This window comes from Nocardia sp. NPDC057353 (genome assembly GCF_042667085.1).
Lineage (GTDB): Bacteria > Actinomycetota > Actinomycetes > Mycobacteriales > Mycobacteriaceae > Nocardia.
Genome location: NZ_JBHVAK010000020.1, coordinates 35,407 through 61,327, shown reverse-complemented (window position 1 = coordinate 61,327; position 25,921 = coordinate 35,407). Strand labels below are relative to the sequence as shown.

The 25,921-nt window shown below is 71.1% G+C and carries 25 protein-coding genes, 1 tRNA gene and 1 riboswitch; of the genes, 13 read left to right on the top strand and 13 right to left on the bottom strand.

What is annotated here, in order from left to right:
• The first annotated feature begins 1 nt into the window (after window position 1).
• The 3 genes from ACFUUZ_RS13110 to ACFUUZ_RS13100 all read left to right on the top strand — a co-directional run bounded on the left by ACFUUZ_RS13110 (window position 2) and on the right by ACFUUZ_RS13100 (window position 1,052).
• Window positions 2-205, top strand: a complete 204-nt coding sequence (locus tag ACFUUZ_RS13110; protein WP_378695634.1) for a DUF4244 domain-containing protein — start codon at window positions 2-4, stop codon at window positions 203-205.
• 29 nt (window positions 206-234) lie between these two features.
• Window positions 235-549, top strand: a complete 315-nt coding sequence (locus ACFUUZ_RS13105) for a TadE family type IV pilus minor pilin (RefSeq protein ID WP_378695632.1) — start codon at window positions 235-237, stop codon at window positions 547-549.
• A gap of 149 nt (window positions 550-698) precedes the next feature.
• Window positions 699-1,052 (top strand): Rv3654c family TadE-like protein, encoded by a 354-nt coding sequence (locus ACFUUZ_RS13100; RefSeq protein ID WP_378695701.1) that lies wholly within the window; start codon window positions 699-701, stop codon window positions 1,050-1,052.
• A 270-nt stretch (window positions 1,053-1,322) separates the two neighbouring features.
• Here the strand turns inward: ACFUUZ_RS13100 and ACFUUZ_RS13095 are convergent, their stop codons facing one another.
• Entirely contained in the window at window positions 1,323-3,737 is a 2,415-nt protein-coding gene (locus tag ACFUUZ_RS13095; RefSeq protein ID WP_378695630.1) for a DEAD/DEAH box helicase, read from the bottom strand.
• A 419-nt stretch (window positions 3,738-4,156) separates the two neighbouring features.
• Here ACFUUZ_RS13095 and ACFUUZ_RS13090 point away from each other — a divergent pair, with 419 nt between their 5' ends.
• The 4 genes from ACFUUZ_RS13090 to ACFUUZ_RS13075 all read left to right on the top strand — a co-directional run bounded on the left by ACFUUZ_RS13090 (window position 4,157) and on the right by ACFUUZ_RS13075 (window position 9,045).
• Window positions 4,157-4,363: a cold-shock protein gene (locus ACFUUZ_RS13090; RefSeq protein ID WP_067648074.1), complete on the top strand. Its 207-nt coding sequence runs from the start codon at window positions 4,157-4,159 to the stop codon at window positions 4,361-4,363.
• A 324-nt stretch (window positions 4,364-4,687) separates the two neighbouring features.
• Window positions 4,688-7,585 carry a type I DNA topoisomerase gene (gene topA / locus ACFUUZ_RS13085; protein WP_378695629.1) on the top strand — a complete coding sequence of 966 codons (2,898 nt, stop codon included), beginning with the start codon at window positions 4,688-4,690 and terminating at the stop codon, window positions 7,583-7,585.
• A gap of 131 nt (window positions 7,586-7,716) precedes the next feature.
• A complete protein-coding gene (locus ACFUUZ_RS13080) occupies window positions 7,717-8,913 on the top strand; it encodes a DNA polymerase III subunit delta' (RefSeq protein WP_378695627.1) in 1,197 nt (398 codons plus the stop codon).
• 56 nt (window positions 8,914-8,969) lie between these two features.
• Window positions 8,970-9,045, top strand: a tRNA-Thr gene (locus ACFUUZ_RS13075).
• Between the two features lie 28 nt (window positions 9,046-9,073).
• On the opposite strand, the gene ACFUUZ_RS13070 is transcribed toward ACFUUZ_RS13075, so the two are convergent.
• The 4 genes from ACFUUZ_RS13070 to ACFUUZ_RS13055 form a co-directional block, all read right to left on the bottom strand.
• Entirely contained in the window at window positions 9,074-9,484 is a 411-nt protein-coding gene (locus tag ACFUUZ_RS13070; RefSeq protein WP_378695625.1) for a low molecular weight phosphatase family protein, read from the bottom strand.
• Window positions 9,481-10,569: an ACR3 family arsenite efflux transporter gene (gene arsB / locus ACFUUZ_RS13065; protein WP_378695623.1), complete on the bottom strand. Its 1,089-nt coding sequence runs from the start codon at window positions 10,567-10,569 to the stop codon at window positions 9,481-9,483. Before arsB ends, ACFUUZ_RS13070 begins: the two co-directional genes overlap by 4 nt.
• Entirely contained in the window at window positions 10,566-10,943 is a 378-nt protein-coding gene (locus ACFUUZ_RS13060; RefSeq protein WP_378695621.1) for an ArsR/SmtB family transcription factor, read from the bottom strand. The genes arsB and ACFUUZ_RS13060 overlap by 4 nt, the downstream gene beginning before the upstream one ends.
• Before the next feature lie 69 nt (window positions 10,944-11,012).
• Window positions 11,013-11,519: an ArsI/CadI family heavy metal resistance metalloenzyme gene (locus ACFUUZ_RS13055; protein WP_378695619.1), complete on the bottom strand. Its 507-nt coding sequence runs from the start codon at window positions 11,517-11,519 to the stop codon at window positions 11,013-11,015.
• 104 nt (window positions 11,520-11,623) lie between these two features.
• On the opposite strand from ACFUUZ_RS13055, the gene ACFUUZ_RS13050 reads away from it, so the two are divergent.
• Both ACFUUZ_RS13050 and ACFUUZ_RS13045 read left to right on the top strand, forming a co-directional pair.
• Complete coding sequence (locus ACFUUZ_RS13050; protein WP_378695617.1) at window positions 11,624-11,983, top strand: Rv2640c family ArsR-like transcriptional regulator; 360 nt, start codon at window positions 11,624-11,626, stop codon at window positions 11,981-11,983.
• A gap of 75 nt (window positions 11,984-12,058) precedes the next feature.
• The gene (locus ACFUUZ_RS13045) at window positions 12,059-12,331 is read left to right on the top strand and encodes a hypothetical protein (RefSeq protein ID WP_378695615.1); all 273 of its coding nucleotides are present in this window, start codon (window positions 12,059-12,061) and stop codon (window positions 12,329-12,331) included.
• A 188-nt stretch (window positions 12,332-12,519) separates the two neighbouring features.
• On the opposite strand, the gene ACFUUZ_RS13040 is transcribed toward ACFUUZ_RS13045, so the two are convergent.
• The 3 genes from ACFUUZ_RS13040 to ACFUUZ_RS13030 form a co-directional block, all read right to left on the bottom strand.
• A complete protein-coding gene (locus ACFUUZ_RS13040) occupies window positions 12,520-13,662 on the bottom strand; it encodes a thiolase family protein (RefSeq protein ID WP_378695614.1) in 1,143 nt (380 codons plus the stop codon).
• Between the two features lie 11 nt (window positions 13,663-13,673).
• Entirely contained in the window at window positions 13,674-14,093 is a 420-nt protein-coding gene (locus tag ACFUUZ_RS13035) for a Zn-ribbon domain-containing OB-fold protein (protein WP_378695612.1), read from the bottom strand.
• Between the two features lie 125 nt (window positions 14,094-14,218).
• The gene (locus ACFUUZ_RS13030) at window positions 14,219-14,548 is read right to left on the bottom strand and encodes a hypothetical protein (RefSeq protein WP_378695610.1); all 330 of its coding nucleotides are present in this window, start codon (window positions 14,546-14,548) and stop codon (window positions 14,219-14,221) included.
• A 78-nt stretch (window positions 14,549-14,626) separates the two neighbouring features.
• On the opposite strand from ACFUUZ_RS13030, the gene ACFUUZ_RS13025 reads away from it, so the two are divergent.
• Entirely contained in the window at window positions 14,627-15,550 is a 924-nt protein-coding gene (locus ACFUUZ_RS13025) for a hypothetical protein (RefSeq protein WP_378695608.1), read from the top strand.
• 6 nt (window positions 15,551-15,556) lie between these two features.
• Here ACFUUZ_RS13025 and ACFUUZ_RS13020 read toward each other — a convergent pair whose 3' ends face one another.
• Window positions 15,557-16,297 (bottom strand): hypothetical protein, encoded by a 741-nt coding sequence (locus ACFUUZ_RS13020; RefSeq protein ID WP_378695606.1) that lies wholly within the window; start codon window positions 16,295-16,297, stop codon window positions 15,557-15,559.
• A 63-nt stretch (window positions 16,298-16,360) separates the two neighbouring features.
• The gene (locus tag ACFUUZ_RS13015; RefSeq protein WP_378695604.1) at window positions 16,361-17,419 is read right to left on the bottom strand and encodes an alpha/beta fold hydrolase; all 1,059 of its coding nucleotides are present in this window, start codon (window positions 17,417-17,419) and stop codon (window positions 16,361-16,363) included.
• Between the two features lie 249 nt (window positions 17,420-17,668).
• Here ACFUUZ_RS13015 and ACFUUZ_RS13010 point away from each other — a divergent pair, with 249 nt between their 5' ends.
• On the top strand, window positions 17,669-18,085 hold the full coding sequence (locus ACFUUZ_RS13010; RefSeq protein ID WP_378695602.1) for a DUF2752 domain-containing protein: 417 nt from the start codon (window positions 17,669-17,671) through the stop codon (window positions 18,083-18,085).
• Between the two features lie 34 nt (window positions 18,086-18,119).
• Complete coding sequence (locus ACFUUZ_RS13005) at window positions 18,120-18,308, top strand: hypothetical protein (protein ID WP_378695600.1); 189 nt, start codon at window positions 18,120-18,122, stop codon at window positions 18,306-18,308.
• On the opposite strand, the gene ACFUUZ_RS13000 is transcribed toward ACFUUZ_RS13005, so the two are convergent.
• The gene (locus tag ACFUUZ_RS13000) at window positions 18,293-19,642 is read right to left on the bottom strand and encodes a M1 family metallopeptidase (protein ID WP_378695598.1); all 1,350 of its coding nucleotides are present in this window, start codon (window positions 19,640-19,642) and stop codon (window positions 18,293-18,295) included. The genes ACFUUZ_RS13005 and ACFUUZ_RS13000 overlap by 16 nt on opposite strands.
• Window positions 19,642-23,589 carry a Pls/PosA family non-ribosomal peptide synthetase gene (locus ACFUUZ_RS12995; RefSeq protein ID WP_378695597.1) on the bottom strand — a complete coding sequence of 1,316 codons (3,948 nt, stop codon included), beginning with the start codon at window positions 23,587-23,589 and terminating at the stop codon, window positions 19,642-19,644. The genes ACFUUZ_RS13000 and ACFUUZ_RS12995 overlap by 1 nt, the downstream gene beginning before the upstream one ends.
• A gap of 265 nt (window positions 23,590-23,854) precedes the next feature.
• A riboswitch (SAM riboswitch) is annotated at window positions 23,855-23,968 on the top strand.
• Between the two features lie 44 nt (window positions 23,969-24,012).
• Here ACFUUZ_RS12995 and ACFUUZ_RS12990 point away from each other — a divergent pair.
• Entirely contained in the window at window positions 24,013-25,329 is a 1,317-nt protein-coding gene (locus tag ACFUUZ_RS12990) for an aminotransferase class V-fold PLP-dependent enzyme (RefSeq protein ID WP_378695596.1), read from the top strand.
• A gap of 100 nt (window positions 25,330-25,429) precedes the next feature.
• On the opposite strand, the gene ACFUUZ_RS12985 is transcribed toward ACFUUZ_RS12990, so the two are convergent.
• Entirely contained in the window at window positions 25,430-25,894 is a 465-nt protein-coding gene (locus ACFUUZ_RS12985; RefSeq protein WP_378695699.1) for a flavin reductase family protein, read from the bottom strand.
• Window positions 25,895-25,921: the final 27 nt, after the last annotated feature.

Genomic DNA, 25,921 nt, shown 5'->3' with positions numbered 1-25,921 from the left:
AATGACCGCAACGGGGAGGACCACGCTCGGCGCGCGGTTGCGCCACGCACTCGGCGCCGAGGACGGCATGTCCACCGTGGAGTACGCGATCGGCACGATCGCGGCCGCCGCCTTCGGTGCGGTGCTCTACACCGTGGTGACCGGCGACAACATCGTGGACGCGCTCACCGGCATCATCGACCGGGCCCTGCAGACCACGGTCTGACCGCCGCGCTCCGCGGCGACCGCGGTGCCGTGACCGTCGAGTCGGCCATCGCGATCGCGACCCTGGTCGCGGTGGTCGCGCTCTGCCTCGGCGCCCTGCTCGCGGCGTCGGCACAGGTGCGCTGTGTCGACGCCGCCCGTGAAGCCGCCCGCCTCGCGGCCCGCGGCGATCGCCCGCACGCCGAGGCGGCGGCGCGGATGGTGGCGCCGCCGGGCGCCGCCATCACCCTCCGCACCGACGGCGCGCTCGTCGTCGCGCAGGTCACCGCGTCGGTGCCGCTCCTTCCCGGGCTGCAACTCCGGGCCGAGGCCGTCTCGGCGCTCGAACCGGGAGCGGGCTCATGACCGGGCGCGGCAACGTGGGCCCGCGCGGCAGAGGAGGTACAGGAAGCGGCGCGAGCACGGATACCTGCGCAAGCACGCCCAGCGGCGCGAGCACGGCGGGTGCGGGCTCTCGCACGCGTAGCAGTGCAGGTGCGGGTCCCGGCGCGAGTCTGTGCGGCGAGCGCGGGAGCGCGACCGTGACCGCGTGCCTCGCAGTACTCACCCTGCTGGCCGTGACCGCGATGGTCGCGCAACTGGGCGCAGCCGTCGCCGCGAGGCACCGGGTGCAGTCCGCCGCCGACCTGGCTGCGCTGGCCGGAGCCGCCGCGCTCCTGGAGGGCCCGGTGGCAGGCTGCGCGGCTGCGCAGGAGCTCGCGGCGCGAGCGGGTGCCCGGCTGCGCGCGTGCGGCGTCGATCAATGGGATGTGACCGTCGTCGCGGAAGTGCGAATACCGCTAGGTCTGTTCGGTACCCGATTCGCCAGCGCAGCCGCTCGCGCCGGTCCGATGGACAAGATCGAGTGATCACGATGCGCTATTGCGCAAGCCTCGGTATCGTCACCGACGAGTTGAATTAATCGCGATTCTGCGGGAAATGCGAAGCCTCGCACTATTGCGCGGAGAACCAATCGAAACAGAACGAAATAAACCCAGCGGGTGCGATTAGATGACGTGGCAATAGGCTAGTTAACCTGAAATCAATCCTTTTTATTCCTCCGAGCCTCCTCCGGCGCCACCGGGCACCCGCGAGCGACGGGGGCGCCGAGCTTCGACGCAGCGCGGGTGGCGGAGCGGTCACGGTCCGGCGTCACCGCCGTCACGAATCGAGCCCGCACCGGTGATCTCGCGCAATATCGCCTGAAGCAGGCGAGCGGCACCGTCCTTGTCCAGCGGGGAGTTCCCACTGCCACACCGGGGCGACTGCACGCAGGACGGACAGCCGGCGGAGCACTCGCAGGCGGCGATCAGCTCCGCGGTAGCTGTCAGCCAGCGCTCCAGCGCCGCATAGCCGCGCTCGGCGAAGCCTGCGCCACCCGGCTGCCCGTCGTAGACGAAGACCGTCGGCAGCCCGGTGTCCGGATGCTCCGCCACCGAGACCCCGCCGATGTCCCACCGGTCGCAGGTCGCGATGAGCGGCAGCAGGCCGATGGCGGCGTGCTCGGCGGCGTGCAGCGCACCGGGAACATCCACGATCCCCGCCGCGTCCAGCAGTGCGGGGGTCACCGTGTAGAGCACCGCGACCGAGGGGAGGACCTGCTCCGGCATATCCAGTTCGACCAGGTCGAACACGGTTCCATCGGCCAGGGTGCGCAGGTAGCCGACCACCTGCCCGGTCACCCGGACCTCGGCCAGCGCCACCGTCACCCGGCCGGTGACCCGCCGCTCGATGCTGCGCACGATGTCGATCGAGGTCGTCTGCCTGGCGTGCGTGGTCCAGCCGGGATCCTCCGCGCGGACGAAGGCGACCCCCTCGTCCAGGTCGAGCTCCTCGACCTGGAAGGTCTCGCCCTGGTGCAGGTGGACCGCGCCGGGGTGCAGGGTGGCGAGCGCGCGCCCGGCATCGGCGGTGCCGAGCAGCCTGCCGGTCTCGCCGTCCACGATCACCACCGGATCGCCGATGCCGCCGCGCACATCCACCTCGTCGTGCGGCTGGCTGCCCGCGGTGACGTGCCAGCGGGACGGCTCACCCGCGACCCGCCCCGGCCGCAGCCGGATCAGCCCGTCGGCGGCCAGCTCGGCGACGACGGCGCGGGCGCCGAGCGCGTCGATCTCGTTCTCGGTGAGCGGCAGCTCGCACGCCGCGCAGAGCAGGTGCGGGCCGAGTACATAGGGGTTGCGCGGGTCGATGATGGTGGCCTCCACCGGCTTGCGCAGCAGCGCCTCCGGGTGGTGCACGAGGTAGGTGTCGAGCGGATCGTCCCTGGCCACGAGCAGGACCAGCGCTCCTTGGGTGCGCCGCCCCGCGCGCCCGGCCTGCTGCCGGAAGGAGGCGACCGTGCCGGGGAAACCGGACATCACCACGGCATCCAACCCCGCGATGTCCACGCCGAGCTCCAGCGCGTTCGTCGTCGCGACACCGAGCAGCTCGCCCTCCGAGAGCGCCGCCTCCAGCGCCCGCCGATCCTCCGGCAGGTACCCGCCGCGGTAGGCCGCCACCCGCCCGACCAGCTCGGGATCGACCGCGGCGAGCAGCCTGCGCGCCTCCAGCGCGGTGGCCTCCGCACCCCGCCGGGAGCGCACGAAGGTCAGCGTGCGGGCGCCCTCCAGTACCAGGTCGGCGAGGAATCGGCCCGCCTCCGCGGTCGCCGAGCGCCGCACCGGCGCCCCGTTCTCCCCGGTCACGCCGCTGAGCAGCGGCGGCTCCCAAAGCGCGACGGTGCGCGGGCCGCTGGGCGAGCCGTCCTCCTGCACCGCCGCGCACGGCCGCCCGATCAGCCGGGATGCCGCCGCTCCCGGGTCGGCGGCGGTGGCCGAGCAGAGCACGAAGACCGGGTCGGCGCCGTACCGCGCGGCCAGCCTGCGCAACCGGCGCAGCACCAGCGCCACGTGCGACCCGAAGACTCCACGGTAGGCGTGGCATTCGTCGACCACCACGTAGCGCAGCCTGCGCAGCAGCCTGGCCCAGCGGGCGTGCGAGCGCAGCACGCTGAGGTGCAGCATGTCCGGGTTGGTGAAGACCCACCGGGCATTGGCCCGCACCCACTGCCTGACCTCGGGCGAGGTATCGCCGTCGTAGGTCGCCGGGTGCACCTCGCGCAGCGCCCCGGTGTGCGTGAGCCCGCCCGCCGCGCGCAGCTGGTCCGCGCCGAGTGCCTTCGTCGGCGCCAGGTACAGCGCGGTGGCCTGCGGGTCGGCGTGCAGCGCGCTCAGCACCGGCAATTGGTAGGCCAGCGATTTGCCGGAGGCGGTCCCGGTCGCCAGCACCACGTCCGTGCCCGCGAAGGCCAATTCGGCCGCGCGGCGCTGGTGGCTCCACGGCTGCGGCACCCCGCTCTCTCGAAAAGCGGCGATGACCTCGGGCGGAGCCCACCCCGGCCAGGAATCCGGCGCGGCCGCGCGCGAGGGCAACTCGACGACGTGTGTCAACTGCCCGGCATTTTCTGGACCATCGACCAGAACACGGTTCAGCAACGATCGACCATAGGAAAGCGGGGAATCCGACACCGCGGAACGCGCGGTCGCATCGCTACTCACGCGTAACCGCGCCATCCGGCCATCGGCGCTGTGAACAGTGTGTGTCGGCGGCCCGCTCCGGCTGTATTCGATACCAAAGAGCGATCTGCATCACAGCCGGTTTGCTGTACTCGGACTTGGTTATCGCGGGGCAAACCAACCTGAAGTTTGGATTCCACCAATGGGTTCCTCACCTGCGCATTCGCAAGATCAAGTTTTTTGCAAATTGTCGGTAACTCGGCTGTTGAATTTGCGGGAGACATGGTTCACTGGTTCCTGGTCGCAAGCTTCTGTGTTCGAGGGACGGATCCAAAGTCCAAACCGTCAGCAGGATCGAGTTGCGAACGGTGTGCTCGGGCTTTCCTGCAGGGGGAAACCAACAGTACAGCGGTCGGAACGGGCCCGGTGGACGAACTCGATCGTTCGCCGTTCCGGTAAGAAAGAGAAGGAACAGAATGGCACAGGGAACTGTGAAGTGGTTCAACGCGGAGAAGGGGTTCGGCTTCATCGCGCCCGAGGACGGCTCCGCTGACGTCTTCGTCCACTACTCCGAGATCCAGGGCGCGGGCTTCCGCACCCTCGAGGAGAACCAGAAGGTCGAATTCGAGGTCGGTCAGGGCACCAAGGGCCCGCAGGCCACCGGAGTGCGCGCGCTCAGCTGAGCCACGCATCAGCGTTCGTCCCTCACCACCGGCTTCGGAGGTGAGGGACGAAGCTGTTTCAGGGGGAGGTTCGGGTCCGTCGCGGACCCTGCTCAGGGGGGTGCCCGTGCGGCCGGTGGGCCCGGCGCGCAAGCATCGCGCTCGCGGTTCGGTGCATACTGAACCGCTGAGAGGTCGTACGCTCGGTATTTCCGCCGCGCTCGCGGTATGCAGGCCGGGGGTATAAACGTCTCTGGTGGCGACGGTCGTCCCGCGCCGCCCACTGCAGCCGCGCCGGGCGCACACGCGCCGTGCGGGTAGATACGAAAGGTTGTGGAGTCGCCGGTGGCAACACGAGACCGCGGTACAGCCGACCAGGGCCGGCCCCTGCGTCGTCTCGTGATCGTGGAGTCCCCGACCAAGGCCAGGAAGATCGCCCCTTACCTGGGCCGCAACTACACCGTGGAGGCCTCGGTCGGCCACATCAGGGATCTGCCGCGCGGCGCCGCCGACGTGCCCGCCAAGTACAAGGGGCAGCCGTGGGCGCGGCTCGGCGTCGACGTCGACAACGACTTCGAGCCCATCTACGTGGTGAGCCCGGACAAGAAGTCCAAGGTCACCGAGCTCAAGAGCCTGCTCAAGGACGCCGACGAGCTCTACCTCGCCACCGACCCGGACCGCGAGGGCGAGGCCATCGCCTGGCACCTGCTCGAAACGCTCAAGCCGAAGATCCCGGTTCGCCGGATGGTGTTCCACGAGATCACCGAACCGGCCATCCGCGCCGCCGCCGCCGACACCCGCGACCTGGACAGCGACCTGGTGGACGCGCAGGAGACCAGGCGCATCCTGGACCGGCTGTACGGCTACGAGGTCAGCCCGGTGCTGTGGAAGAAGGTCATGCCGCGGCTCTCCGCGGGCCGGGTGCAGTCGGTGGCCACCAGGGTCATCGTGCGCCGCGAGCGCGAGCGGATGGCGTTCCGCTCGGCCGAGTACTGGGACATCGCCGCCAAGCTGGACGCGGGCGAGCAGGAGGCCGCGAGCAACCCGCGGGTCTTCGGCGCCAGGCTGGTCAGCGTGGACGGCGCGCGGGTCGCCGCGGGCCGCGACTTCGACTCCACCGGCGCGCTCAAGTCCGCCTCCGGCGTCGTGGTGCTGGACGAGGCGCACGCGCGCAGGCTCGCCGAGGCGCTGGACGGCGTCGACCTGGCGGTCAGCTCGGTCGAGTCCAAGCCGTACACGCGCAAGCCGTACCCGCCGTTCATGACCTCGACGCTGCAGCAGGAGGCCGGGCGCAAGCTGCGCTTCACCTCCGAGCGCACCATGCGGGTGGCGCAGCGGCTGTACGAGAACGGCTACATCACCTACATGCGCACCGACTCCACGACGCTGTCGGAGTCGGCCATCGCCGCCGCGCGCTCGCAGGCCACCCAGCTCTACGGCGCCGAGTACGTGCACCCGACCCCGCGGCAGTTCACCCGCAAGGTGAAGAACGCCCAGGAGGCGCACGAGGCGATCCGCCCCGCGGGCGACACCTTCGCCACCCCCGGCCAGCTGCACTCCCGGCTGGACACCGACGAGTTCCGGCTCTACGAGCTGATCTGGCAGCGCACCGTCGCCTCGCAGATGGCCGATGCCAAGGGCACCACGCTGACGGTCCGGGTCACCGGGCGGGCCGGGACCGGCGAAGAGTGCGTCTTCTCCACCTCCGGCCGCACCATCACCTTCGCGGGCTTCCTCAAGGCCTACGTGGAGAGCGTGGACGAGGAGGCGGGCGGCCAGTCCGACGACGCCGAGTCCAGGCTGCCCGCGCTCACCGAGGGCCAGGCCGTCACGGCGATCGAGCTGAACCCGGACGGGCACAGCACCAACCCGCCCGCCCGCTACACCGAGGCCTCGCTGATCAAGACGCTCGAGGAGCTGGGCATCGGCAGGCCGTCGACCTACTCCTCGATCATCAAGACCATCCTGGACCGCGGCTACGTCTACAAGCGGGGCAGCGCGCTGGTCCCGTCCTGGGTGGCGTTCGCGGTGGTCGGGCTGCTGGAGGCGCACTTCGGCAGGCTGGTCGACTTCGACTTCACCGCCGCCATGGAGGACGACCTGGACGCCATCGCCGGCGGCAGGGAGCGCCGCGGCGACTGGCTCTCCGGCTTCTACTTCGGCGGCCAGACCGGCGCCGAGGGCTCGGTGGCGCGCTCCGGCGGGCTGAAAGCCATGGTCGGCGACCGGCTGGACGACATCGACGCCCGCGAGGTCAACTCGATCGTCCTGTTCACCGACGCCGAGGACCGGGACGTCGTGGTCCGGGTGGGCCGCTTCGGCCCGTACCTGGAGCGGCTGGTCACCGACCCGGACGACCCCGAGGGCGACCCGGTCTCGCAGCGCGCCAACCTGCCCGACGACCTGCCGCCGGACGAGCTCACCCCCGAGGTCGCCGAGAAGCTCTTCTCGACCCCGCAGGAGGGCCGCTCGCTCGGCACCGACCCGGAGTCCGGGCACGAGATCGTGGCGAAGGAGGGCCGGTTCGGCCCGTACGTCACCGAGGTGCTGCCCGCCCCGGAGAAGACCGAGGCCGCGAAGACGACGAAGAAGCCTGCGGCGGCCAAGCCGCGCACCGGCTCGCTCTTCAAGTCCATGGACCTCGCGACCGTCACCCTGGAGGAGGCGCTGCAGCTGCTCTCGCTGCCCCGGGTGGTCGGCAAGGACCCCGCCACCGGCGACGAGATCACCGCGCAGAACGGCCGCTACGGGCCGTACCTGAAGAAGGGCACCGACTCCCGCTCGCTCGCCGACGAGAGCCAGATCTTCACCGTCACGCTGGAGGACGCGCTCAAGATCTACGCCGAGCCCAAGCGCCGCGGCAGGCAGGCCGCTGCCGCCCCGCCGCTACGCGAACTCGGCGCCGACCCGGTGACCGAGAAGCCCATGGTGATCAAGGACGGCCGCTTCGGCCCCTACGTCACCGACGGCGAGACCAATGCCAGCCTGCGCAAGGGCGACGAGGTCGAGAGCATCACCGACGAGCGCGCCGCCGAGCTGCTCGCCGAGCGGCGGGCGCGCGGGCCGGTGAAGAAGGTCGCCAAGAAGACCGCGAAGAAGGCGGCCGCCAAGAAGACTCCGGCCAAGAAGACGGCCACCAAGACCGCGGCCACCAAGACGGCCACCGCCAAAGCGGCCGTCAAGAAGGCGCCGGCCAAGAAGGCGCCCGCGAAGAAGGCGGCGGCGCGCAGCACCAGCGAGTAGGCGCTCGGCCTCGAGTTCGTCGCTCGAGGCTGGTGCGCCGTTCCGCGCGGCAGGCAGCCGTGCGCCCACCGGGCGGGTCCGCGCGGCCGGGTGGCGCAGCGCCGTCGGTGGGCACGGCTAGGGTGGTCGCCGTGGCGGGAGTCTTCGATCGATTGGTCGGTCAGGGAGCGGTCGAGGCCGAGCTGACCGCCGCCGCGACCGCCGCCCGCGAGGGCAGGATGTCCGGCGCCATGACGCACTCGTGGCTGTTCACCGGCCCGCCCGGGTCAGGGCGGTCGGTGGCCGCGGTGTGCTTCGCGGCCGCACTGCAGTGCACGACGCCGGGGGTGGTCGGCTGCGGCCACTGCCAGGCGTGCACCACCGTGCTTGCGGGCACGCACTGCGACGTGCGCCGGATCGTGCCCGAGGGACTCAGCATCAGCGTCAAGGAGATGCGCGACATCGTGCAGATCGCCGCCCGCAGGCCGAGCACCGGCCGCTGGCAGGTGGTCGTCGTCGAGGACGCCGACCGGCTCACAGAGGGCGCCGCCAACGCCCTGCTCAAAGCGGTCGAGGAGCCCCCGGACCGCACCGTCTTCCTGCTCTGCGCCCCCACCGTCGACCCCGAGGACATCGCCATCACGCTGCGCTCCCGGTGCCGACACGTCCACCTGGTCACCCCGTCCGTCCCCGCCATCGCCCAGGTGCTGAAGGAGCGTGACGGCCTCCCCGCCGACGCCGCCGACTGGGCCGCCTCGGTCAGCGGCGGCCACGTCGGCCGCGCCCGCAGGCTCGCCACCGACCCCGACGCCCGCGCCCGCCGCAAGAAGTCACTCGCCCTGGTCGGCGCCGTCGGCCGCGGCAACGGCTACACCGCCGCCGACGAACTGGTCAAAGCCGCCGAGGACGAGGCCAAGGAGATGAGCGCCGACCGCGACGAACAGGAGCGCGAGGAGCTCGCCACCGCCCTCGGCGCAGGCGGCACCGGCAAGGGCGCGGCAGGCGCCACCCGCGGCTCCGCGGGCGTCCTCAAGGACCTCGAGCGTAGACAGAAATCCCGCGCCACCCGCACCGGCCGCGATGCCCTCGACCGCACCCTGATCGACATCGCGGGCGTCTACCGCGACGCCATCGCCGTCCGCTTCGGCGCCGTCCGCACCGGCGTCCCGCTCACCCACCCCGACCTCAGCGACCCCATCCACGACCTCGCCGACCGCGTCTCCCCCGAGGGCCTGCTCCGCTCCGTCGAAGCCGTCCTCGCCTGCCGCGAAGCCCTCGACCTGAACGTCAAACCCCGCTTCGCCGTCGCCGCCATGGTCGCCGCGCTCATCGCCGCCCAGACGAAATGACCACCTGTTTTCGCGATCCCGGCCGGGGACGATAGACTTCCCTGGCCGAGAGGCACGCCGCCTTAGCTCAGTCGGTAGAGCGCTTCACTCGTAATGAAAAGGTCGGGGGTTCGATTCCCCCAGGCGGCTCCATTATCTCCCTTGCTACCGCTCGACGGGTTCAGTCGAGCGAGTCGAGAAGGTCGTGAACGCGGGCGGTGATGTCGTCGCGGATCAGGCGCATGCGCTCGATGCCTTCGATGCCGCGTTCGGAGGGTTCGTCGGTGTCCCAGCGCTCGACCGTGGTGCCGGGTGGCGGATCGATGTGAGCTTCGCGCCCGAGGACGATGATGAGGTCGGCGTGCGCGGCGGTGCCGAGGTCGATCGGTTTGGGATATTCGCCGTCGAGGTCGATGCCGACTTCTTCGAGGACCTGCACGGAGATGGGGTTCAGGACAGTGCCGGGGTCGGTGCCTGCCGAGGCGACGCGGATGCGTCCGGCGGCGCCCCGGCGGGCCAGCGCGGCGGCCATCTGGGACTTCCCGCTGTTGCGCACGCATACGAACAGCACCGACGGTGTCGTGACGGTCATGACGGAACTCGCTCGGTAGCACCGTTCTGCGAGGCGAAGCGGTTCCGGAGGGCGAGCGAGACGTAGACGAGCGCGACGAGGGCGGGGACTTCGATGAGCGGGCCGACGACGCCGGCGAGCGCTTGGCCTGAGGTCGCGCCGTAGGTCGCGATGGCGACGGCGATGGCGAGTTCGAAGTTGTTGCCCGCGGCGGTGAAGGCCAGCGTGGTGGTACGGGCGTAGCCGAGTCCGAGTACGGCGCCGAGTGCGTAGCCACCGCCCCACATGATCGCGAAGTAGGCCAGCAGCGGGATCGCGATGCGAACGACGTCGAGGGGGCGGGCGGTGATCTGTGCGCCTTGCAGGGCGAACAGGATGACGATCGTGAACAGCAGGCCGTAGAGCGCCCACGGGCCCAGCTTGGGGAGCAAGCGGGTCTCGTACCAGTCGCGGCCCTTGGCGCGTTCGCCGAGGCGGCGGGTGAGGTAGCCCGCGAGGAGGGGGATGCCGAGGAAGATGAGCACCGATTTCGCGATCTGCCACGGTGAGGCGTCGATTCCGGTTTGTTCGAGGCCGAGCCGGCCGGGCAGGACCGAGAGGTAGAACCAGCCGAGGGCCGCGAACATCACGACCTGGAACATCGAATTCAGGGCGACGAGCACGGCGGCGGCTTCGCGGTCGCCGCAGGCGAGGTCGTTCCAGATGATGACCATGGCGATGCAGCGGGCGAGCCCGACGATGATCAGCCCGGTCCGGTACTCGGGCAGGTCGGGCAGGAAGATCCAGGCCAGGGCGAACATCAGGGCGGGGCCGAGTAGCCAGTTCAGGGCCAGCGAGGCGGCGAGGAGGCGGCGGTCGCCGGTGACGGTGTCGAGGCGGTCGTAGCGGACCTTGGCCAGTACCGGGTACATCATGATCAGCAGCCCGGCCGCGATGGGCAGGGAGATGCCGTCGATCTCGATCGCGCCGAGTGCATCGCCGAGGCCGGAGACCCAGCGGCCCAGCAGCAGCCCGGCCACCATGGCGGCGCCGATCCACAGCGGCAGGAACCGGTCCAACCGCGACAGCCGCCCCACGACCGCGTGCTGCTCGGTGCCGGTGCTCATGCCGGGACCTCGATTCCGGCCTCGGTCAGCAGCAGCTCGGCGACCCCGGTCAGCGCGGCGGGGACCAGGCGGTAGTAGACCCACGAGGCGCGGCGCTCGCTGACCAGCAGCCCGGCCGAGCGCAGCACCTTGAGGTGGTGCGAGATCGTCGGCTGGGCCAGCTCCAGCCCCGCCGAGACCTCGCACACGCACGCCTCCTGGCCTGCCCTGACGGCGATTGCGCTCAGCAGCCGCAGCCGGACCGGGTCGGCCAGCGCCTTGAAGACCACCGCCGCCGAGCCCGCCGCGTCCGCTGACAACGGAGAACGGGTCACGGGTGCCGACTCGCACCCCGTGCTGAACGGCACCGGCCCCGGACCGGATTGATTCGACATGTATCGATATTGATCGATATCGAATCAGAGGGGCAAGTCGGGGCCGGAATGCCGCCGATGGGCCGGGCGTCAGCAGCAGGAGGCGCCGGAGGCGACTGCCTCCGCCTTGGCATCGCTGCCGCAGCAGGCACCCTCGGCGTCCGCTTCTGCGCGGGTGCCGCAGCACACCGCTACCGCGTCGGTCGAGGGCGGTGTGTCGGCGCCGAAGTGCTCGGTGTCGGCGAGCACGGTGTAGACCTCCCACCGCTCGGCGTTCGGGCCGGTCACCCACACCTTGTCCTGGGTGGCGAAGCAGCAGGTGGCCGCGATCTGCTCCTCGGTGAACAGCCCCGCCCCGGAGAGCCGGGCGATCTCGGCATGCACCTGCTCGGAGGACTCGACCTCGACCCCGAGATGGTTGAGCTGCCCGCCCTGGCCGGGGTTCTCGATGAGGACCAGCTTCAACGGCGGGTCCGCCACGGCGAAGTTGGCGTAGCCGGGCTTGCGCTTGGCCGGGCCGGTGCCGAACAGGGTGGAGTAGAAACCGATCGCGGTGTCGAGGTCGTCGACGTTCAGGGCGAGTTGGATACGGGACATGGCCGCCACCTCCGTGAGGTTGTGTGATGTATGTCGAAGAACTTGCGGGGTCGAGTCTGCGCGAAGAGTTCGACATATGTCAAGAAGGTGGGTAGGCTTCGGATATGCCCAAGACGCTGCCCGTGATCGACACGACCGCCCCGGTCTGCTGCGCCCCGGTCGCCGCCGCCCCGGTCGATGAGGACACCGCGCTGGCGATCGCGCTGCGGCTCAAGGCCATCGCCGACCCGGTGCGGGTGCGGCTGCTGTCCATCCTGCTCAGCGACCCGGAGGGGGAGCGCAACAGCGGCGAACTCGCCGAAGCTGTCGCCCTGGGCGAGTCCACCGTCTCCCACCACCTCACCCAACTCCGCAAAGCCGGGCTGATCGTCTCCGAACGCCGGGGTATGAACACCTATCACCAAGCCCGCCGCGAAGCCCTGTCCGCGCTGTGTGTGGTACTCGACCCCAACTGCTGCCGCTGAAAGGTTGCGCACTTCTACAGCGGGTTGTCCGATCGGCATTCCCCGTTCCAGCACCTCAGCGACATTGTGGACAGCGTGCTGCGCTCCGGCCGCGATCAGGATTTGGCAGTGACGATGTCGATGCACGACCTGATCGTCACGGCCCGGCCGGTGTCCGAAGCGCCGATCGAGGAGGTCGTCGTCCGTGCGCCGGGATCGCTGGTCCCGGTGGCCGACGGCACCGTGGTCATCGAGCGCTTCTCGGATGTCCATCCCGGCCAGGTCATCGGCCCGGTCGATGCGGCTGTCCCACTGTTCTGGCAGTCCGTCGCTACGGTATTCGGCATCACGCGGCCCTCGACCGACTAGGTTGATCGCCTCGATCAGCCGCTCTGCAGGCACTCAACCTTCCAGCGCGGCGCCCAGCGGAATCGCGGGTGCCAGCACTGCGACCGAGGCGCCGCAGAATGCGCACAGGTAGGTCTCCACCCTGCGATTCTCCCGCAGGGACGAATTCGGCCCGGTCGCGGACGGCCGGGCCGACATCGTTCCTGAGATCAGGTGGTGAGCACCGACGCCGCCGCGGTGCCGGGCGCGCCGTAGACCTGCGCGAACCCCACCTTCGGGTTCCCGGGCACCTGCCGCTCCCCTGCGGTTCCGCGCAACTGCTGCACGATTTCGTACACCTGCCGAATCCCGGACGCCCCGATCGGCTCGCCGTTGGCGATCAACCCCCCGTCGGTGTTGACCGGCAACCGGCCGCCGATCTCCGTCGCCCCCTCGGCGAGCAGCTTCTCCTGCTCCCCGTCCTTGCAGAACCCGTTCTCCGCCATGTGGATGACTTCGGCACCGGCGTCGGTGTCCTGCAACTGGATAACGTCCACATCTTCCGGCCCGATACCGGCCGTCTCGAAGGCGGCGCGGGAGGCGTAGACGGTGGGCGAGACGTCCTCGTCGATGGCGGCCCAGGTGCTGTGCACCTCGTACGCGCCGTAGCGGCGGGTACGGATCGCACTGCTGCGCAGGTAGATCGGCTTGGTGGTGTAGCGGGCGGCGAGGTCGCCGCGGCACATGATCACCGCCGCGGCGCCTTCGTCGGGGGAGCAGAACATGTACTGCGTCAACGGGTAGTTGAGCATGGTCGAGTTCAGGATCTCGTCCTCGGAGATCGGCTTGCGCCGGAAGGCATTGGGGTTGAGCGCCCCGTTGCGGAAGTTCTTGGCGGCGACCATCGCGAGCGTGCGCTGCGAGATGCCGTGCTCGTGGATGTAGCGGTTCGCCTTGATGCCGAAGAACTGGGTGGTGACGAACTGGCCGTTCTCCGCGTACCAGGAGGGGAGGCCGAGCTTCGCCGGGTCGTCGGTGAAGGCGCCGCGCGGGTGCTTGTCCATGCCGACGGCGATGCCGATGTCGTAGCGGCCGGAGCGGATGGCCTCCGCGGTCTGCTCGATGGAGCTCGCGGCGGTGGCGCAGGCGTTGAAGACGTTGGTGAAGGGAATGCCGGTGAGGCCGACCAGGCGGGTGACGGCGTCGGGGTTGCTCACCTCGTAGCTGCCGCCGAAGCCGAACTGGATGTCCTTCCACTGCACCCCGGCGTCGGCGAGCGCGAGCTGGATGGCCTCGGCGCCGAGTTCGATGGCGGTCTTGGGGAAGCGGCCGAACGGGTGCAGCCCCACGCCAATGATGGCGACGTCGTTCATTGTCGATCTCCTCACTGAACCGGCTGGAAGGCGCAGGTCATGACTTCTTCACCGGCGTCGTCGGTGTACAGCGGCACGAAGGTGAGCTCGACGTCCATGCCGAAGCGCAGCACCTCGGGGTCGGACTCGGTGAGCCTGGTCTCCACCCGCACGTCGTCGCCGAGCTGGACCAGGCCGACGCCGAAGGGCTGGAAGTTGTCGGCGTTCTCCTTGCCCGCGTAGGGCAGCTTCGGCACGAAGCCCTGGGTGGTCCAGGCGATCAGGGTGCCGGTGCGGGGCAGCAGCAGGTCGGCCATGTCCGGGCCGCTGCACCGGGGGCAGCGCGACTGCCGCGGCCAGGTGGTGGCGGCGCAGGCGGCGCACCGGCTACCGATCAGCTGCGGGTTGTCCTCGGGCCAGGTCGAGACCTCTGCCGCAAGCGCTTTGGCCATCAGTAGTCCTCTCCGTGAGAATTACATTCTCATTTCTGAGCTACAGATTTTCATGACGGCAGGGCGCAGTCAACCTTGCGGTGTATCGACGCAGGTGAAAGGTGTGCTGTAGGAGAATTAGGTTCTCAGCGGGCGCAGCAGAAGGGGTTGTCGCAGGGCTGCCCGATCTCGCTGCCGTAGACGGCGAACGGGCGGACCGGGGTGAGCGCGGCGCGAATCGACCGGCGACCGAGCCGGCGCAGGCCGGTGCGGAGCCCGGTCCACGCCTCGGGGGCATCGCTGAAATCGAACCGGACCTGCCCGTCCACGAAGAGCGTGTACATCTCGTGGTCGGGGAAGGGGTTCTGGCGCACGACCCACCAGCGGCCGTCCACCTCGGCGGCCGCGGGGAAGCGGTGGTCGCCGGTGCGGCCCCAGCGGACCGCCACCTCGGCTTCAGGGAAGGGATCGGTCACTCGGGTTCCTTCGGTCTCGGTGCTTGCCATCAGTTCTACCGGCTTGAGCGGGCCATCGGTGTACGCCAACGTTCTTCTATGGGAAGCGTAGTCAGCGTGTGGGACCTCGATGCCGACCTCGGGCAGCTGGAGGCCTTCGAAACCGCGTGGAAAGCGCAGGTCGAGAAGCTGTCGTGGGCGGCGGACACGATGACGCGCGCGGCCGGGCGGGTGATCGGCGGGGGCGAGTGGGACAGTCCGGCGGCGGATCGGTACGACGCGCACCGGCGGAAGCTGGTGGCCGATCTGGACGACTGCGCGGAGACGGCGGGTGCGGTGGCCGGGGCGCTCCGGGGCTGCATCGACGTGCTGCGGTTCAACCAGGGGTTGCTGGACGACGCGCGCGCCGCGGTCGCGAGCCGGGTCCGGTGCACGGTGACCGGGGTCGACGGGCGGGTCGACCTCTTCCCGGAGGACGACGAGCAGGTGGAGTTGGCCAACGGGTTGGTGAGCACCTACACCCAGATCCGCTCCAGGGTGGACGGGAAGCTGGACGGGTCGATCGCGGTGTTGCGGTCCGCGATGGACAAGCTGGATGGCTGGTCCGACGCGTGGTCGGGGCGCACCCTGCGGATGCTGAACTACAACATTCAGCAGGGCGGGGGAGGGAACCGGATGCCGCTTCCGCCGGCTTTCCGATACGACGACATCCGGGGGCTGGCGCAGCGGCTCCAGATCGGCGACATCGATATCGCCACGCTGCAGGAGGTCTTCCGCGACGACGCGCAGGTTCTCCAGAACGAGTTGAACGCGCACGCTGCCCCGGGCGAGAAGTGGGAGGTGAATTTCGGGCAGGGCTCGAACAAGGCGAATCTGGAGGGGCCGTGGAAGACGAACGACTTCGGCAATGTCGTCGTCGTGCGCACCAGGGACGGCGTCTCGGCCACCGGCACCTCCGTCACCGACCTCGGCCCCGGCGACGAGGGGCGCTCGGTCATCGAGGTCGAGGTCGAGCTCGAATAGCCCCGGTCACCAGGCGGGCAGCGTCACGTCGGCCCGCTGCCCGTCGTGGTCGGAGAAATCTCGATCCCAGCGCTCCGCGTCGGAGGTGGCCACTCCGCGCGGCATCACGTAGTCGATGGGCAGATTGCTCGCCGAGGTGCCGCCCTGCCCGTCCGCGATGCGCCCGGCGTCCGGGTCGAAGCCCTGCGCGGTGAAGCCGTCGATGGCGTGCGCTCCGGGGTAATCCCGATCCCGATTCGTGTTGAAATCACCGTTGACCAGGGTATTGCCTTGATCCGGGCCGCCGGCCAGGTCGATCAGGGTATTGATCTGGCCGACCTGATCCTGCTCGTGGCCGTCGCTGTCAACGGTCAGGTGGGTGCTCAGCACCCGCAGCCCGTTCCGATTCTGCGCCAGCAGGTTCTCGGCATTGTCCGCGTCCATCGTGCGGTAGAGCAGGATGGCGAGCTCCAGGCGCTCACCGTCCGCGTCGACCGTTCTCGCGAAGGCCCCGAGCGCCTGCTCACCGGAGCCGTAGGTGGACGCGTGCGTGCTGACCAGCGTCTTTCCTGCCGCCGTATTGCCGAACGGGTTCCGATTGCCGACCGGGATCTCCGCCACCGGGAACGGCCCGCCATTGCCGACGCTGATCCTCCGCGGCATGGCGGTCCGCCCACCGCCGAACAACTGCACCCCGTGGTCGAGCGAACTCTGCGCCCGCCGTACCTCGCTCAGCAGCCGCTGCAACTCACCGATCTCGACCTTCATCCATCGAGGCTAGCTCCGGGCGAGCCCCCTGTAAGCCCGTAATTCATTGGGCTGGAACGAGAATCAGCCGGCTACCGCCGCGACCCCGCGAGAGGCCCCCGCCATCCGCGCGATCTCGGCATTGAACCGCTCGGCCTCCTCGACATTGCCGAGGTGCCCGGTCGGCCACACCTGGTAGTCGACCGTCCCGCCCGCCTCGACGATGTGCTGCACGATCGGCCGGGAGAGCCGCTCGGGGAGCAGCTTGTCGTGCTCGCCCGCGATCACCGTGGTCGGCACCGCGGCCAGGTGCGCGGCGGCCTCGCCGAGGTCGAGCTCGGCGAGCGCGGCGGCGTGCAGGCCGCGGGAGAGCGGGCGGCAGGAGCGGACGACGCCGAGCGCGAAGGAGACCTGCTCGTCGGTGGCCTTGCTCGTCATGACCCGGTGCTTGAGCGCGAGCCCGACCGGCCAGACGTCTGGTACCGGGAGCGGGGCGAAGAGCAGCGCCTCGGCGACGAACATGGGCATCCGGACGGCGGCGCCGAGCAGGGTGAGCGGGTTGCCGCCCACCGAGAGCTGCTTGTTCAGCAGCGGAAGCAGGTCCGTTTCGTTCTTGATGTCCCTGGACGCGGTGTTGGCCAGGATGACGCCCGCCGCGCGGCGCGCGACCTGCTCGGGGTAGCGCTGGGCCCAGGCCTGGATGGTGATGCCGCCCATGCTGTGCCCGACCAGGAGCGCCTTCTGGCCCGGCCGCAGCGTCGCGTCGAGCACGGTGGCGAGGTCGTCGGCGAGGGTCTCGCCGCTGGGGGCGATCCGGCCGAGGCCGCTGTCGCCGTGGCCGCGCTGGTCGTAGGAGATCACCCGGTAGTTCTCGGCGAAGGCGTTGATCTGCGGGTTCCAGTACTCGATGCAGCAGCTCCAGCCGTGGATGAGCACGATGGCGTCGGCATCGGCGGGGCCGTAGGCGTGGACGCGGAGCTTGGCGCCGTCGACCGTGGTGACCGGGAAGTCGTCCGGCTCGACCGTCGGCCGGTTCAGGGAGGCGGAGCCGTAGGTGCGCGAGCGCAGCGCGGCGCGGTAGGCGGCGGTGAAGGGTTCGGATCCGCGGAGCCCGGCGACCGTCCGCATCGACTTGACCAGCATGCGAGCACACTCCTTTGTGTCTACCGCCACACCATACGCTGCAAGCAGGGTGCTTGCCAGAGCAAGCGCTCCACGCGGGAAATCCTTGCTCGTGCAGCGTTTATACCCGGAATTCAGAGCCCTGAACGTGTTTTGGACGCTGGATATATTGCGCACGATTGAAGCAGGCCTTTTGTGAGGTTCGGCCAAAACCGTCGGGCCGTTACGGTGCCGGGCCGCCGGGTACCCGGTGCGCTACCGTTGGGCGCTGTGACTACCGCTACCCGCAGCAGGCTCGGAGTGGTCGCGCCGCTGGCCGTCGCGGGCGCCGGGATCGGCGTCGCCGTGCTGCTGCACCTGCGCGATCCGCACGTCGAGGGCTCCTACGGGATCTGCCCGGTCTACGCGCTCACCGGGTGGTATTGCCCGGGCTGCGGCGGGCTGCGCGGCACGCACCTGCTCACCGAGGGCGACGTGGTCGGTTCGCTGCAGAGCAATTTTCTGGTGCTGCCGCTGGTGCTGGCCTTCGTGCTGTGGGTGGCCGACTGGACCCGCCGGGCCTGGCGCGGCGATGCGGTGCGGCTGCCCCGGCTGGAGAAGTGGATGCTCTGGGCATTCCTCGGGTTGCTCACGGTTTACACGGTGCTGCGCAACTCGCCGTGGGGCGGCTGGCTCGCCCCCGTCTAGATTCGCGGCGGCCCTCCCGGGGAAGGCCCCCGGTATGAGTGACACGCTGAAATCCCGGATCCGGGAGAAGTTGGAGCGCCAGCTCGCGGAGGACGGCACCCCTTCTCCCGAGCACGACGACACCAGGCAGAACGCGGTGCGCACCGATCTCATCGACCTCGACGCGGTGGCCGACGACGATCCGCTGATCGAGGAGCTGGCGGCCCGCTACCTGGCGCCCTGAACCCCGCCGAGCGGCGGTAGCTGCGGCAGCGCCGCGCTGTGCAGCCAGGCGTCCCAGAGCGGGCGCAGCGGGAGCGTGGTGAAGTGTCCGGCCAGGTCGGTGAAGTCCTCGGTGATCACCGAGGAGTGCCGGTAGCGGGCGGTCCACTCGCGCAGCAGCGCGAAGAAGGCGCGGTCGCCGAGTTCGAGGCGCAGCGCGTGCAGGGCGAGCGCGCCGCGCTTGTAGACCCGGTCGTCGAACATCCTGGCCGCGCCGGGGTCGCCGACCACGATGTCCTGCGGCTGCCTGGCCAGGTTGTGCCGCGCGGCGCGGGCCATCCGGTCGGCGCCGGGCCCGCCGGACTCCTCGGACCAGAGCCACTCGGCGTAGCAGGCGAAGCCCTCGTGCAGCCAGATGTCGCGCCACTGCCGGATGGTGACGCTGTTGCCGAACCACTGGTGCGCGAGTTCGTGCGCGACCAGCCGCTCGGCGGTGCGCCTGCCGTCGCAGTGGTTGGCGCCGAAGATCGAGATGCCCTGCGCCTCGATCGGGATCTCCAGTTCGTCGTCGGTGACCACGACGGTGTAGCCGGCGAAGGGGTAGGGGCCGAAGCGGTCGGTGAAGAGCCGCATCATCTGCGGCTGCCTGGCGAAGTCGTGCTCGAAGGCGGCGCGCAGCCGGGTCGGCACGACGGCGTCCATCGGCACCGGCGCGTGCGCGGGGCCGATCCGGTGCCTGCGGTAGTGGCCGATCTGGATGGTGGCGAGGTAGCAGGCCATCGGCTCGGGCTGCTCGTAGACCCAGGTGGTCTGGCTGGCCTTGGTCTGCTTGCGGACCAGGGTGCCGTTGGCGAGCGCGTAGTACGGCGAGTCGGTGGTGACCGCGATGCGGTAGCTGGCCTTGGAGCTGGGGTGGTCGTCGCAGGGGAACCAGGAGGCGGCGCCGTTCGGCTGGCTGGCGACCAGCGAGCCCTCGGTCAGCTCCTCCCAGCCGACCTCGCCCCACGGCCCGCGCACCGGCCGCGGCACCCCGCCGTACTGCACGACGAAGGAGAGCACGCCGCCCGCCGGGATCCGCTGCTGCGGGGTGACCACGAGTTTGTGGTGCTGGTGCACGTAGCGCGCGGCCTTGGCGCCGTTGACGAAGACCTTGGTCACCCGCATGGCCTGCGAGAGGTCGAGCGCGAAGCGGTCGCGGACCTCGGTGGTGACGGCGGTGATCACGGCCCGGCCGGTGAGCCGGTTGCCCGCGACCCGGTAGCCGAGCTCCAGCTCGTACCGGGAGACGCGGTAACCCCGGTTGCCGTTCTGCGGGAGGTACTCGTCGATGGGGGCGTCGTAGAACTTGCCGCCCATCACACCGTCCCGGGGTCGTTCAGGTACCACGGAGCGATCGGGTTGCCCCACCAGCGGGTGGAGGCGGGCACGGTGTCGCCGCGCATGACCAGCGAGGCCGGGCCGACGGTCGCGCCTGCCCCGAGCGTGGCGGCGGGCAGCGCGACGCAGTGCGGGCCGAGGGTGGCGCCCTCCGCCAGCACGACGGTGTCCATCGCCATGATCCGGTCGTGGAAGAGGTGGGTCTGCACCACGCACCCCCGCTCCACCGTCGCGCCGTCACCGAGCGTCACCAGGTCGGCCTCCGGCAGCCAATAGGACTCGCACCATACCCCGCGGCCGATCTTGGCGCCGAGTCCGCGCAGCCACAGAATCATCACCGGGGTACCCGTCGCGGCCCGGGCGAACCAGGGGGCCGCCACGGTCTCCACGAAGGTGTCGGAGACCTCGTTGCGCCAGACGAACGAGCTCCACAGGGGGTGCTCCTCCTGCCCGATCCGGCCGACCAGCAGCCACTTGGCCAGCACCGCGATCCCGCCCGCCACCGCACCGGCGACCATCAGCACGATGCCGCTGAGCAGCGCGGTCGCCAGGTGCCCGATGCCGCGGGCCAGCGCGGCGAGGGCGAAGAGCACGCCGAGGCCGATGGCGAAGGTGACCAGCACCGGGATCAGCCTGCAGGTCTCCACCGCGGCGCGGGCCAGCCGCAGCCGCGGCGGCGGGTCGAAGGTGCGGGTGGTGTCGGCGTTCTCCGCGGCCCGGCGCAGCCGCACCGGCGGGCTGCCCAGCCAGGACGAACCCGCCTTGGCCTTCGACGGCGCCGCGGAGAGCACCGCGACCAGGCTGTTCTTCGGCACCCGGCGGCCGGGCGCGGTCATCCCGGAGTTGCCGAGGAAGGCGCGCTTGCCCACCTTGGCCTCGCCGATGCGCAGCCAGCCGCCGCCCAGCTCGTAGCCCGCGATCATGGTGTCGTCGGCCAGGAAGGCGCCGTCCGCGACGGTGGTGAACTTGGGCAGCAGCAGCACCGTCGAGGCCTCGACGCTCTTGCCGATCCTGGCGCCGAGCAGCCGCAGCCAGATCGGCGTGAGCAGGCTGGCGTAGAGCGGGAAGAGGAAGGTGCGCGCCGAGTCGAGCAGCCGCTCGGTGGACCACGCCTGCCAGCCGACCCGGCTGCGCACCGGGTGGTACCCCTCGGTCAACCCGATGGCGAGCAGCCGCACCGCGACGATGGTGATCGCCGCGTAGACGCCGAGGCTGATCAGCACCGCGGGCGGCAGCAGCAGGAAGGCGCGCAGCGCGCCCTGGCCGAGGGTGGTGGTGTCGCGGATCATCCAGGCCAGGAAGAGCCCGCCTGCCGCGAGGCCGATGATCGGCACCGCGGCCAGCCCCATGGAGGAGACGCCGAAGATCGCGACCCAGTGCGCGGCCCGGTCCGGGCGCTCGGCGGGCCAGCGGTGCCGCGCCTTGCCGACCTTGCTCGCGGGCGACCCCGCCCACTCCTGGCCCGCCTTCACCTTTCCGGCCACCGCGGAGCCGGGCGCCACCTCGGCGCCGCGGCCGATCTTGCTACCGGGCAGCAATACCGAGCGGGACCCGACCACCGCGCCCGCACCGACCACGATCGGGCCGATGTGCACGACGTCGCCGTCGATCCAGTACCCGGCCAGGTCGACCTCGGGCTCGACGCTGCAGCCGTCGCCGAGCTCCAGCATGCCGGTGACCGGCGGCAGGCTGTGCAGGTCGACGCCGCGGCCGATCTTCGCGCCGAGCGCGCGGGCGAACGGGACCATCCACGGCGCGCCGGACAGGTTCTCCGCGCCGGACGCCTCGGAGAGCCGGACCGCGGCCCAGAGCCGCAGGTGCACCGAGCCGCCGCGCGGGTAGCTGCCCGGCCGCAACCCGGCCAGCAACGTGCGCGCCCCGACGACGCAGAGCGCCATCCGGCCGGGCGGCGAGATGAAGAGCACGAAGGCGACCAGCGTCCACCACCAGGAGAGCGCGGGCAGCCAGGGCAGCGAGCCGGACCACGCCGCCACATTGCCGACGATCGCCAGCCAGGTCAGCCACTGCAGCCCGGTCAGCGTGGTGAGCGGGACGGTCGCGAGCACCTGGGCGAGCTGCGCCGAGCGCGGGGTCGGGCGGACCGTGCGGTCCACCACCGCGACCGCGGGCGTGCTCTCGTCCAGCAGCTCGGCCATGGCGCCGAGCCGCGGGTGGTCGTAGATATCGGCGACGGCGACCGTGGGGTAGCGCTCGCGTAACGCGGTGACCAGCTGCGCGGCCGCCAGCGAGCCGCCGCCGAGGTCGAAGAAGTCGGCGTCGGGGCCGGTGATCTCGGCGCCGAGGATGGAGTCCCAGATCCCGGCGATCCAGAGCGCGGTGCCGGTGAGCTCGTTCTCCGGGTCGTCCTCGGCGGCGTTCGGCAGCGGCCAGGGCAGGGCATTGCGGTCGACCTTGCCCGAGGTCCTGGTCGGCATGTCCTCGACGATCGCGAGCCGCGGCACCAGCGGCGCGGGCAGCTGCTCGGCCAGCGTGGCGCGGGCGGCGCGCAGGTCGTAGTCGGTGTCCGGGCCGGTCAGGTAGCCGATCAGGATCTTGTTGCCCGCCTTGGTGGTGCGGATCGCCGCCGCGGCGCCGGTGACGCCGGGCAGGTGCTGCAGGGCATTGTCGATCTCGCCGAGCTCGATGCGCCTGCCGCCGAGCTTGATCTGGTCGTCGGCGCGGCCGAGGAAGACCAGCCCTTCGCGCTCGTTGCGCACCAGGTCGCCGCTGCGGTAGGCGCGGTCCCAGCCGAGCGTTGGCAGCGGGGCGTACTTCTCCGCGTCCTTGGCGGGGTCCAGGTAGCGGGCCAGGCCGACGCCGCCGATCACCAGCTCGCCGGTCTCGCCCTCGGGCACCGGGTTGCCGTCGGCGTTCACCACCACCAGGTCCCAGCCGTTCAGCGGCAGCCCGATGCGGACCGGCGGCTCGCCGGTCAGCCGGGCGGCGCAGGCGACGACGGTGGCCTCGGTGGGGCCGTAGGTGTTCCAGACCTCGCGGTCGCTGTCGCGGGCCAGCCGCTCGGCCAGCTCCGGCGGCACCGCCTCGCCGCCGAAGATGAGCAGCCGGACGCCGTCCAGCGCCTCCGCGGGCCAGGTGGCGGCGAGCGTCGGCACGGTGGAGACAACGGTGATGCCGCGCCGCATGAGCCACGGCCCCAGGTCGGCGCCGGTGCGCACCAGGTCGCGCGGGGCCGGGACCAGGCAGGCGCCGTTGCGCCAGGCCAGCCACATCTCCTCGCAGGAGGCGTCGAAGGCGACCGAGAGGCCGGCGAGCACCCGGTCGCCGGGGGCGATGGGCTCGTCCGGCAGGAAGAGCTCGGCCTCGGCGTCGACGAAGGCGGCGGCATTGCGGTGCGTCACCGCGACGCCCTTGGGGGTGCCGGTCGAACCGGAGGTGAAGATGATCCAGGCGTCGTCGTCCGGGGTGGGCAGCGATGCCCAGTCGGCGTCGTCGGCGGGCGCGGCATCCCGGGTGCCGGGTCGGATGCCGTCGGCGGTGACGATGGCGGCCACCTTCGCCTCGCCGAAGACCAGCTGGGCGCGCTCCTCGGGGTCGTCGGCGTCCACCGGGACGTAGGCCGCGCCGCAGTAGAGCACCGCCAGGATGGTGACGTACAGCTCGCGATTGCCGGACGGTAGCCGAATGCCGACGCGGTCGCCGCGGCGCACCCCGGCCTCGGCGAGCCGGTTCATCGCCGCTTCGATCTCGACCACCAGTTCCAGGTAGCTGAGGACCGTGTCGCCGTCATCGATGGCGGCGGCGTCCGGGAATTCCTGGGCGGTAGCGGTGACGATGTCGACGAGTGTGCGCTGCGGTGCGGCGAGCGCGCCGCGGCGCAGCGGGTCGGGGAGCGTGGCCGTTCCGGGTGGCGCCGAGCCGGGGGCAGTGGGGTCGAGATCCGCCGGATGGAGCTGTGGTCGGACCATGACGTCCCCACCACCTTTCATCGAGTGCCCACACTTCCCGCTCGTTCTGCCATGTCCGGGTTACCAGCGGGCGAACCCGGTGGCGACCGGTTGTCCACGCTACTCGGCCGGACGCGTATTTGCGCAGGTCGAGCGGGTGCGTCGCTGTTCACCCCGCGTTCACCCCGCGCCTTCCGGCTGGTGGGGACCGCGCCACGGCGGGGGAGTGATCTTCGCCGGAGCGGTGCTTGACAACCGCGGTCCGGCTTTGTCACGCTCTTCGGCAGGTCATGAGTGCCAGCGTTCAGCCCCGGCTTGCTGGTCGGCAACCCTCCTCCGCGGTGGGGTGCTCCGGGTGACGACCGGGCCGCCGTCCGACCGGACGCGGCAAGCGCGGACTCGACACCTCTCTCGTTGCGGGTCCCCGACCGTTGGGATGACGTGATGACCGCTGTTCTCGAACCGACCTGTGCCCCGCTCGCGGCGACCTCGGGCGACGACCTCGTGGTCCCGCTGGTGCAGGGCGGCGCCGTCGGCTACGCGAACTTCGACTACGCCGCGAGCGCTCCGGCGCTCGCCGCGGTGACCGAGCGGGTCTCGGCGCTGCTGCCGTACTACGCCAGCGTGCACCGCGGGGCGGGGTACGCCTCGCGGGTCTCCACCGAGTGCTACGAGAGCGCGCGCGGCACCGTCGGCGCGTTCTTCGACGCCGAGGACGACCAGGTGGTCGTCTTCACCCGCGGCACCACCGACTCGCTGAACCTGCTGGCGGGCTGCGTGCCCGGCGACACCGTGGTGCTCGACATCGAGCACCACGCCAACTTCCTGCCCTGGCTCGCGGGCGGGCGCCGGGTGGTGACCGCGGCCGACACCGTCGCCGAGACGCTGCGCAGGCTGGTCGCCGAGCTCTGCTGCAAGCCCGCGGCGCTGCTCGCCGTGACCGGCGCCTCCAATGTCACCGGGGAGCTGCTTCCGCTGCGCGAGCTGGCCGAGATCGCGCACCGGTGCGGGGCGCGGCTGCTGGTCGATGCCGCGCAGCTCGCGCCGCACCGCCGGATCTCGCTGCGCGAGACCGGGATCGACTACCTGGTGTGCTCCGGGCACAAGCTGTACGCGCCGTTCGGGGCCGGGGTGCTGGTCGGGCGGCGGGACTGGTTGGACGCGGCGCCGCCGTACCTGGCCGGGGGTGGTGCCGTTCGCGCCGTCTCGGTGACGGAGACCGAGTGGGCTCCCGCGCCGCAGCGGCACGAGGGCGGGTCGCCGAATGTGCTCGGGGCGGCGGCGGTGGCCGCGGCCTGCGACGCGCTGGCCGGGATTCCGGAGGAGCGGTTCGTGGCGCACGAGCGGGCGCTGACCGAGCGGTTGCGGGACGGGCTTGCCGGGGTGCCCGGGGTTTCCCAGCCGCGGATCTTCAGTGACAGCGGGGAGGGGGTGGGGATCGTGGCGTTCACGGTGGACGGGTTCGCGCCGGGGCACGTGGCCGCGTACCTCTCCGCGGAGCACGGGATCGGGGTGCGGGACGGGCGGTTCTGCGCGCACCCGCTGCTCGAGCGGCTCGGTCTGCCCGCCGCGCTGCGGGCCAGCGTCGGGGTGGGGACGACTGTGGAGCATGTGGACCGGTTGATCTCCGCGCTGCACACGCTGGTGCGCGGGGAGTCGGCGTGGTCCTACGCCGCCGAGGGCGGGGCCTGGAGCCCGGTCCCCGAGACCCGCCCCCTCGGCGCCGATGCCTTCGGCGCCGCGCCCTGCGCCGGGTTCTGACCCCGGCATCGGGGCCGTAAGCGGCCGCCTCGACTCGGTTGCGCCCGAGTCGGAGGAGGGCCGGGCCGGCCGGACCATCGCCGTGGTCCGGCCTGCCATCTCAGCCGAGTTCGGTGGGCTGGTGGTAGCGGCCGTCGTAGTAGAGGAGCGGCGCCGCGGGCGCGGATTCCTGCGTTTCGTCGTGCACCCGGGTGACGAGCCCGGCGACGAAGGTGTGGTCCCCGATGTCGAACCGCTGGTGCACCTCGGCCCGCAACCAGAGCGGGGTCCCGTGCAGCACCGGCTCCCCGGACTCCAACTCGGCCCAGAGCGCCGGATCGGCGAACCGCTCCGCCGCGCTGCGCGAGAACCGCTGCGCCAACTCCCGCTGGTGCGCCCCGAGGAAGTGGATCACCACCGACTCGGCGGCGAGCAGCGCCGCCAGGCTGGACGAGGTGTGCGCGATGTTGAACGACACCAGCGGCGGGTCGAGGGAGAGCGAGGCGAACGAGGTGGCGGTGAAGCCGACCGGGCCGTGCGCGGCCCGCAGCGTCACGATGGTGACGCCCGCCGGGTAGTGCCGCATGGAGGCGCGGTACTGGTCGGCGGTGAT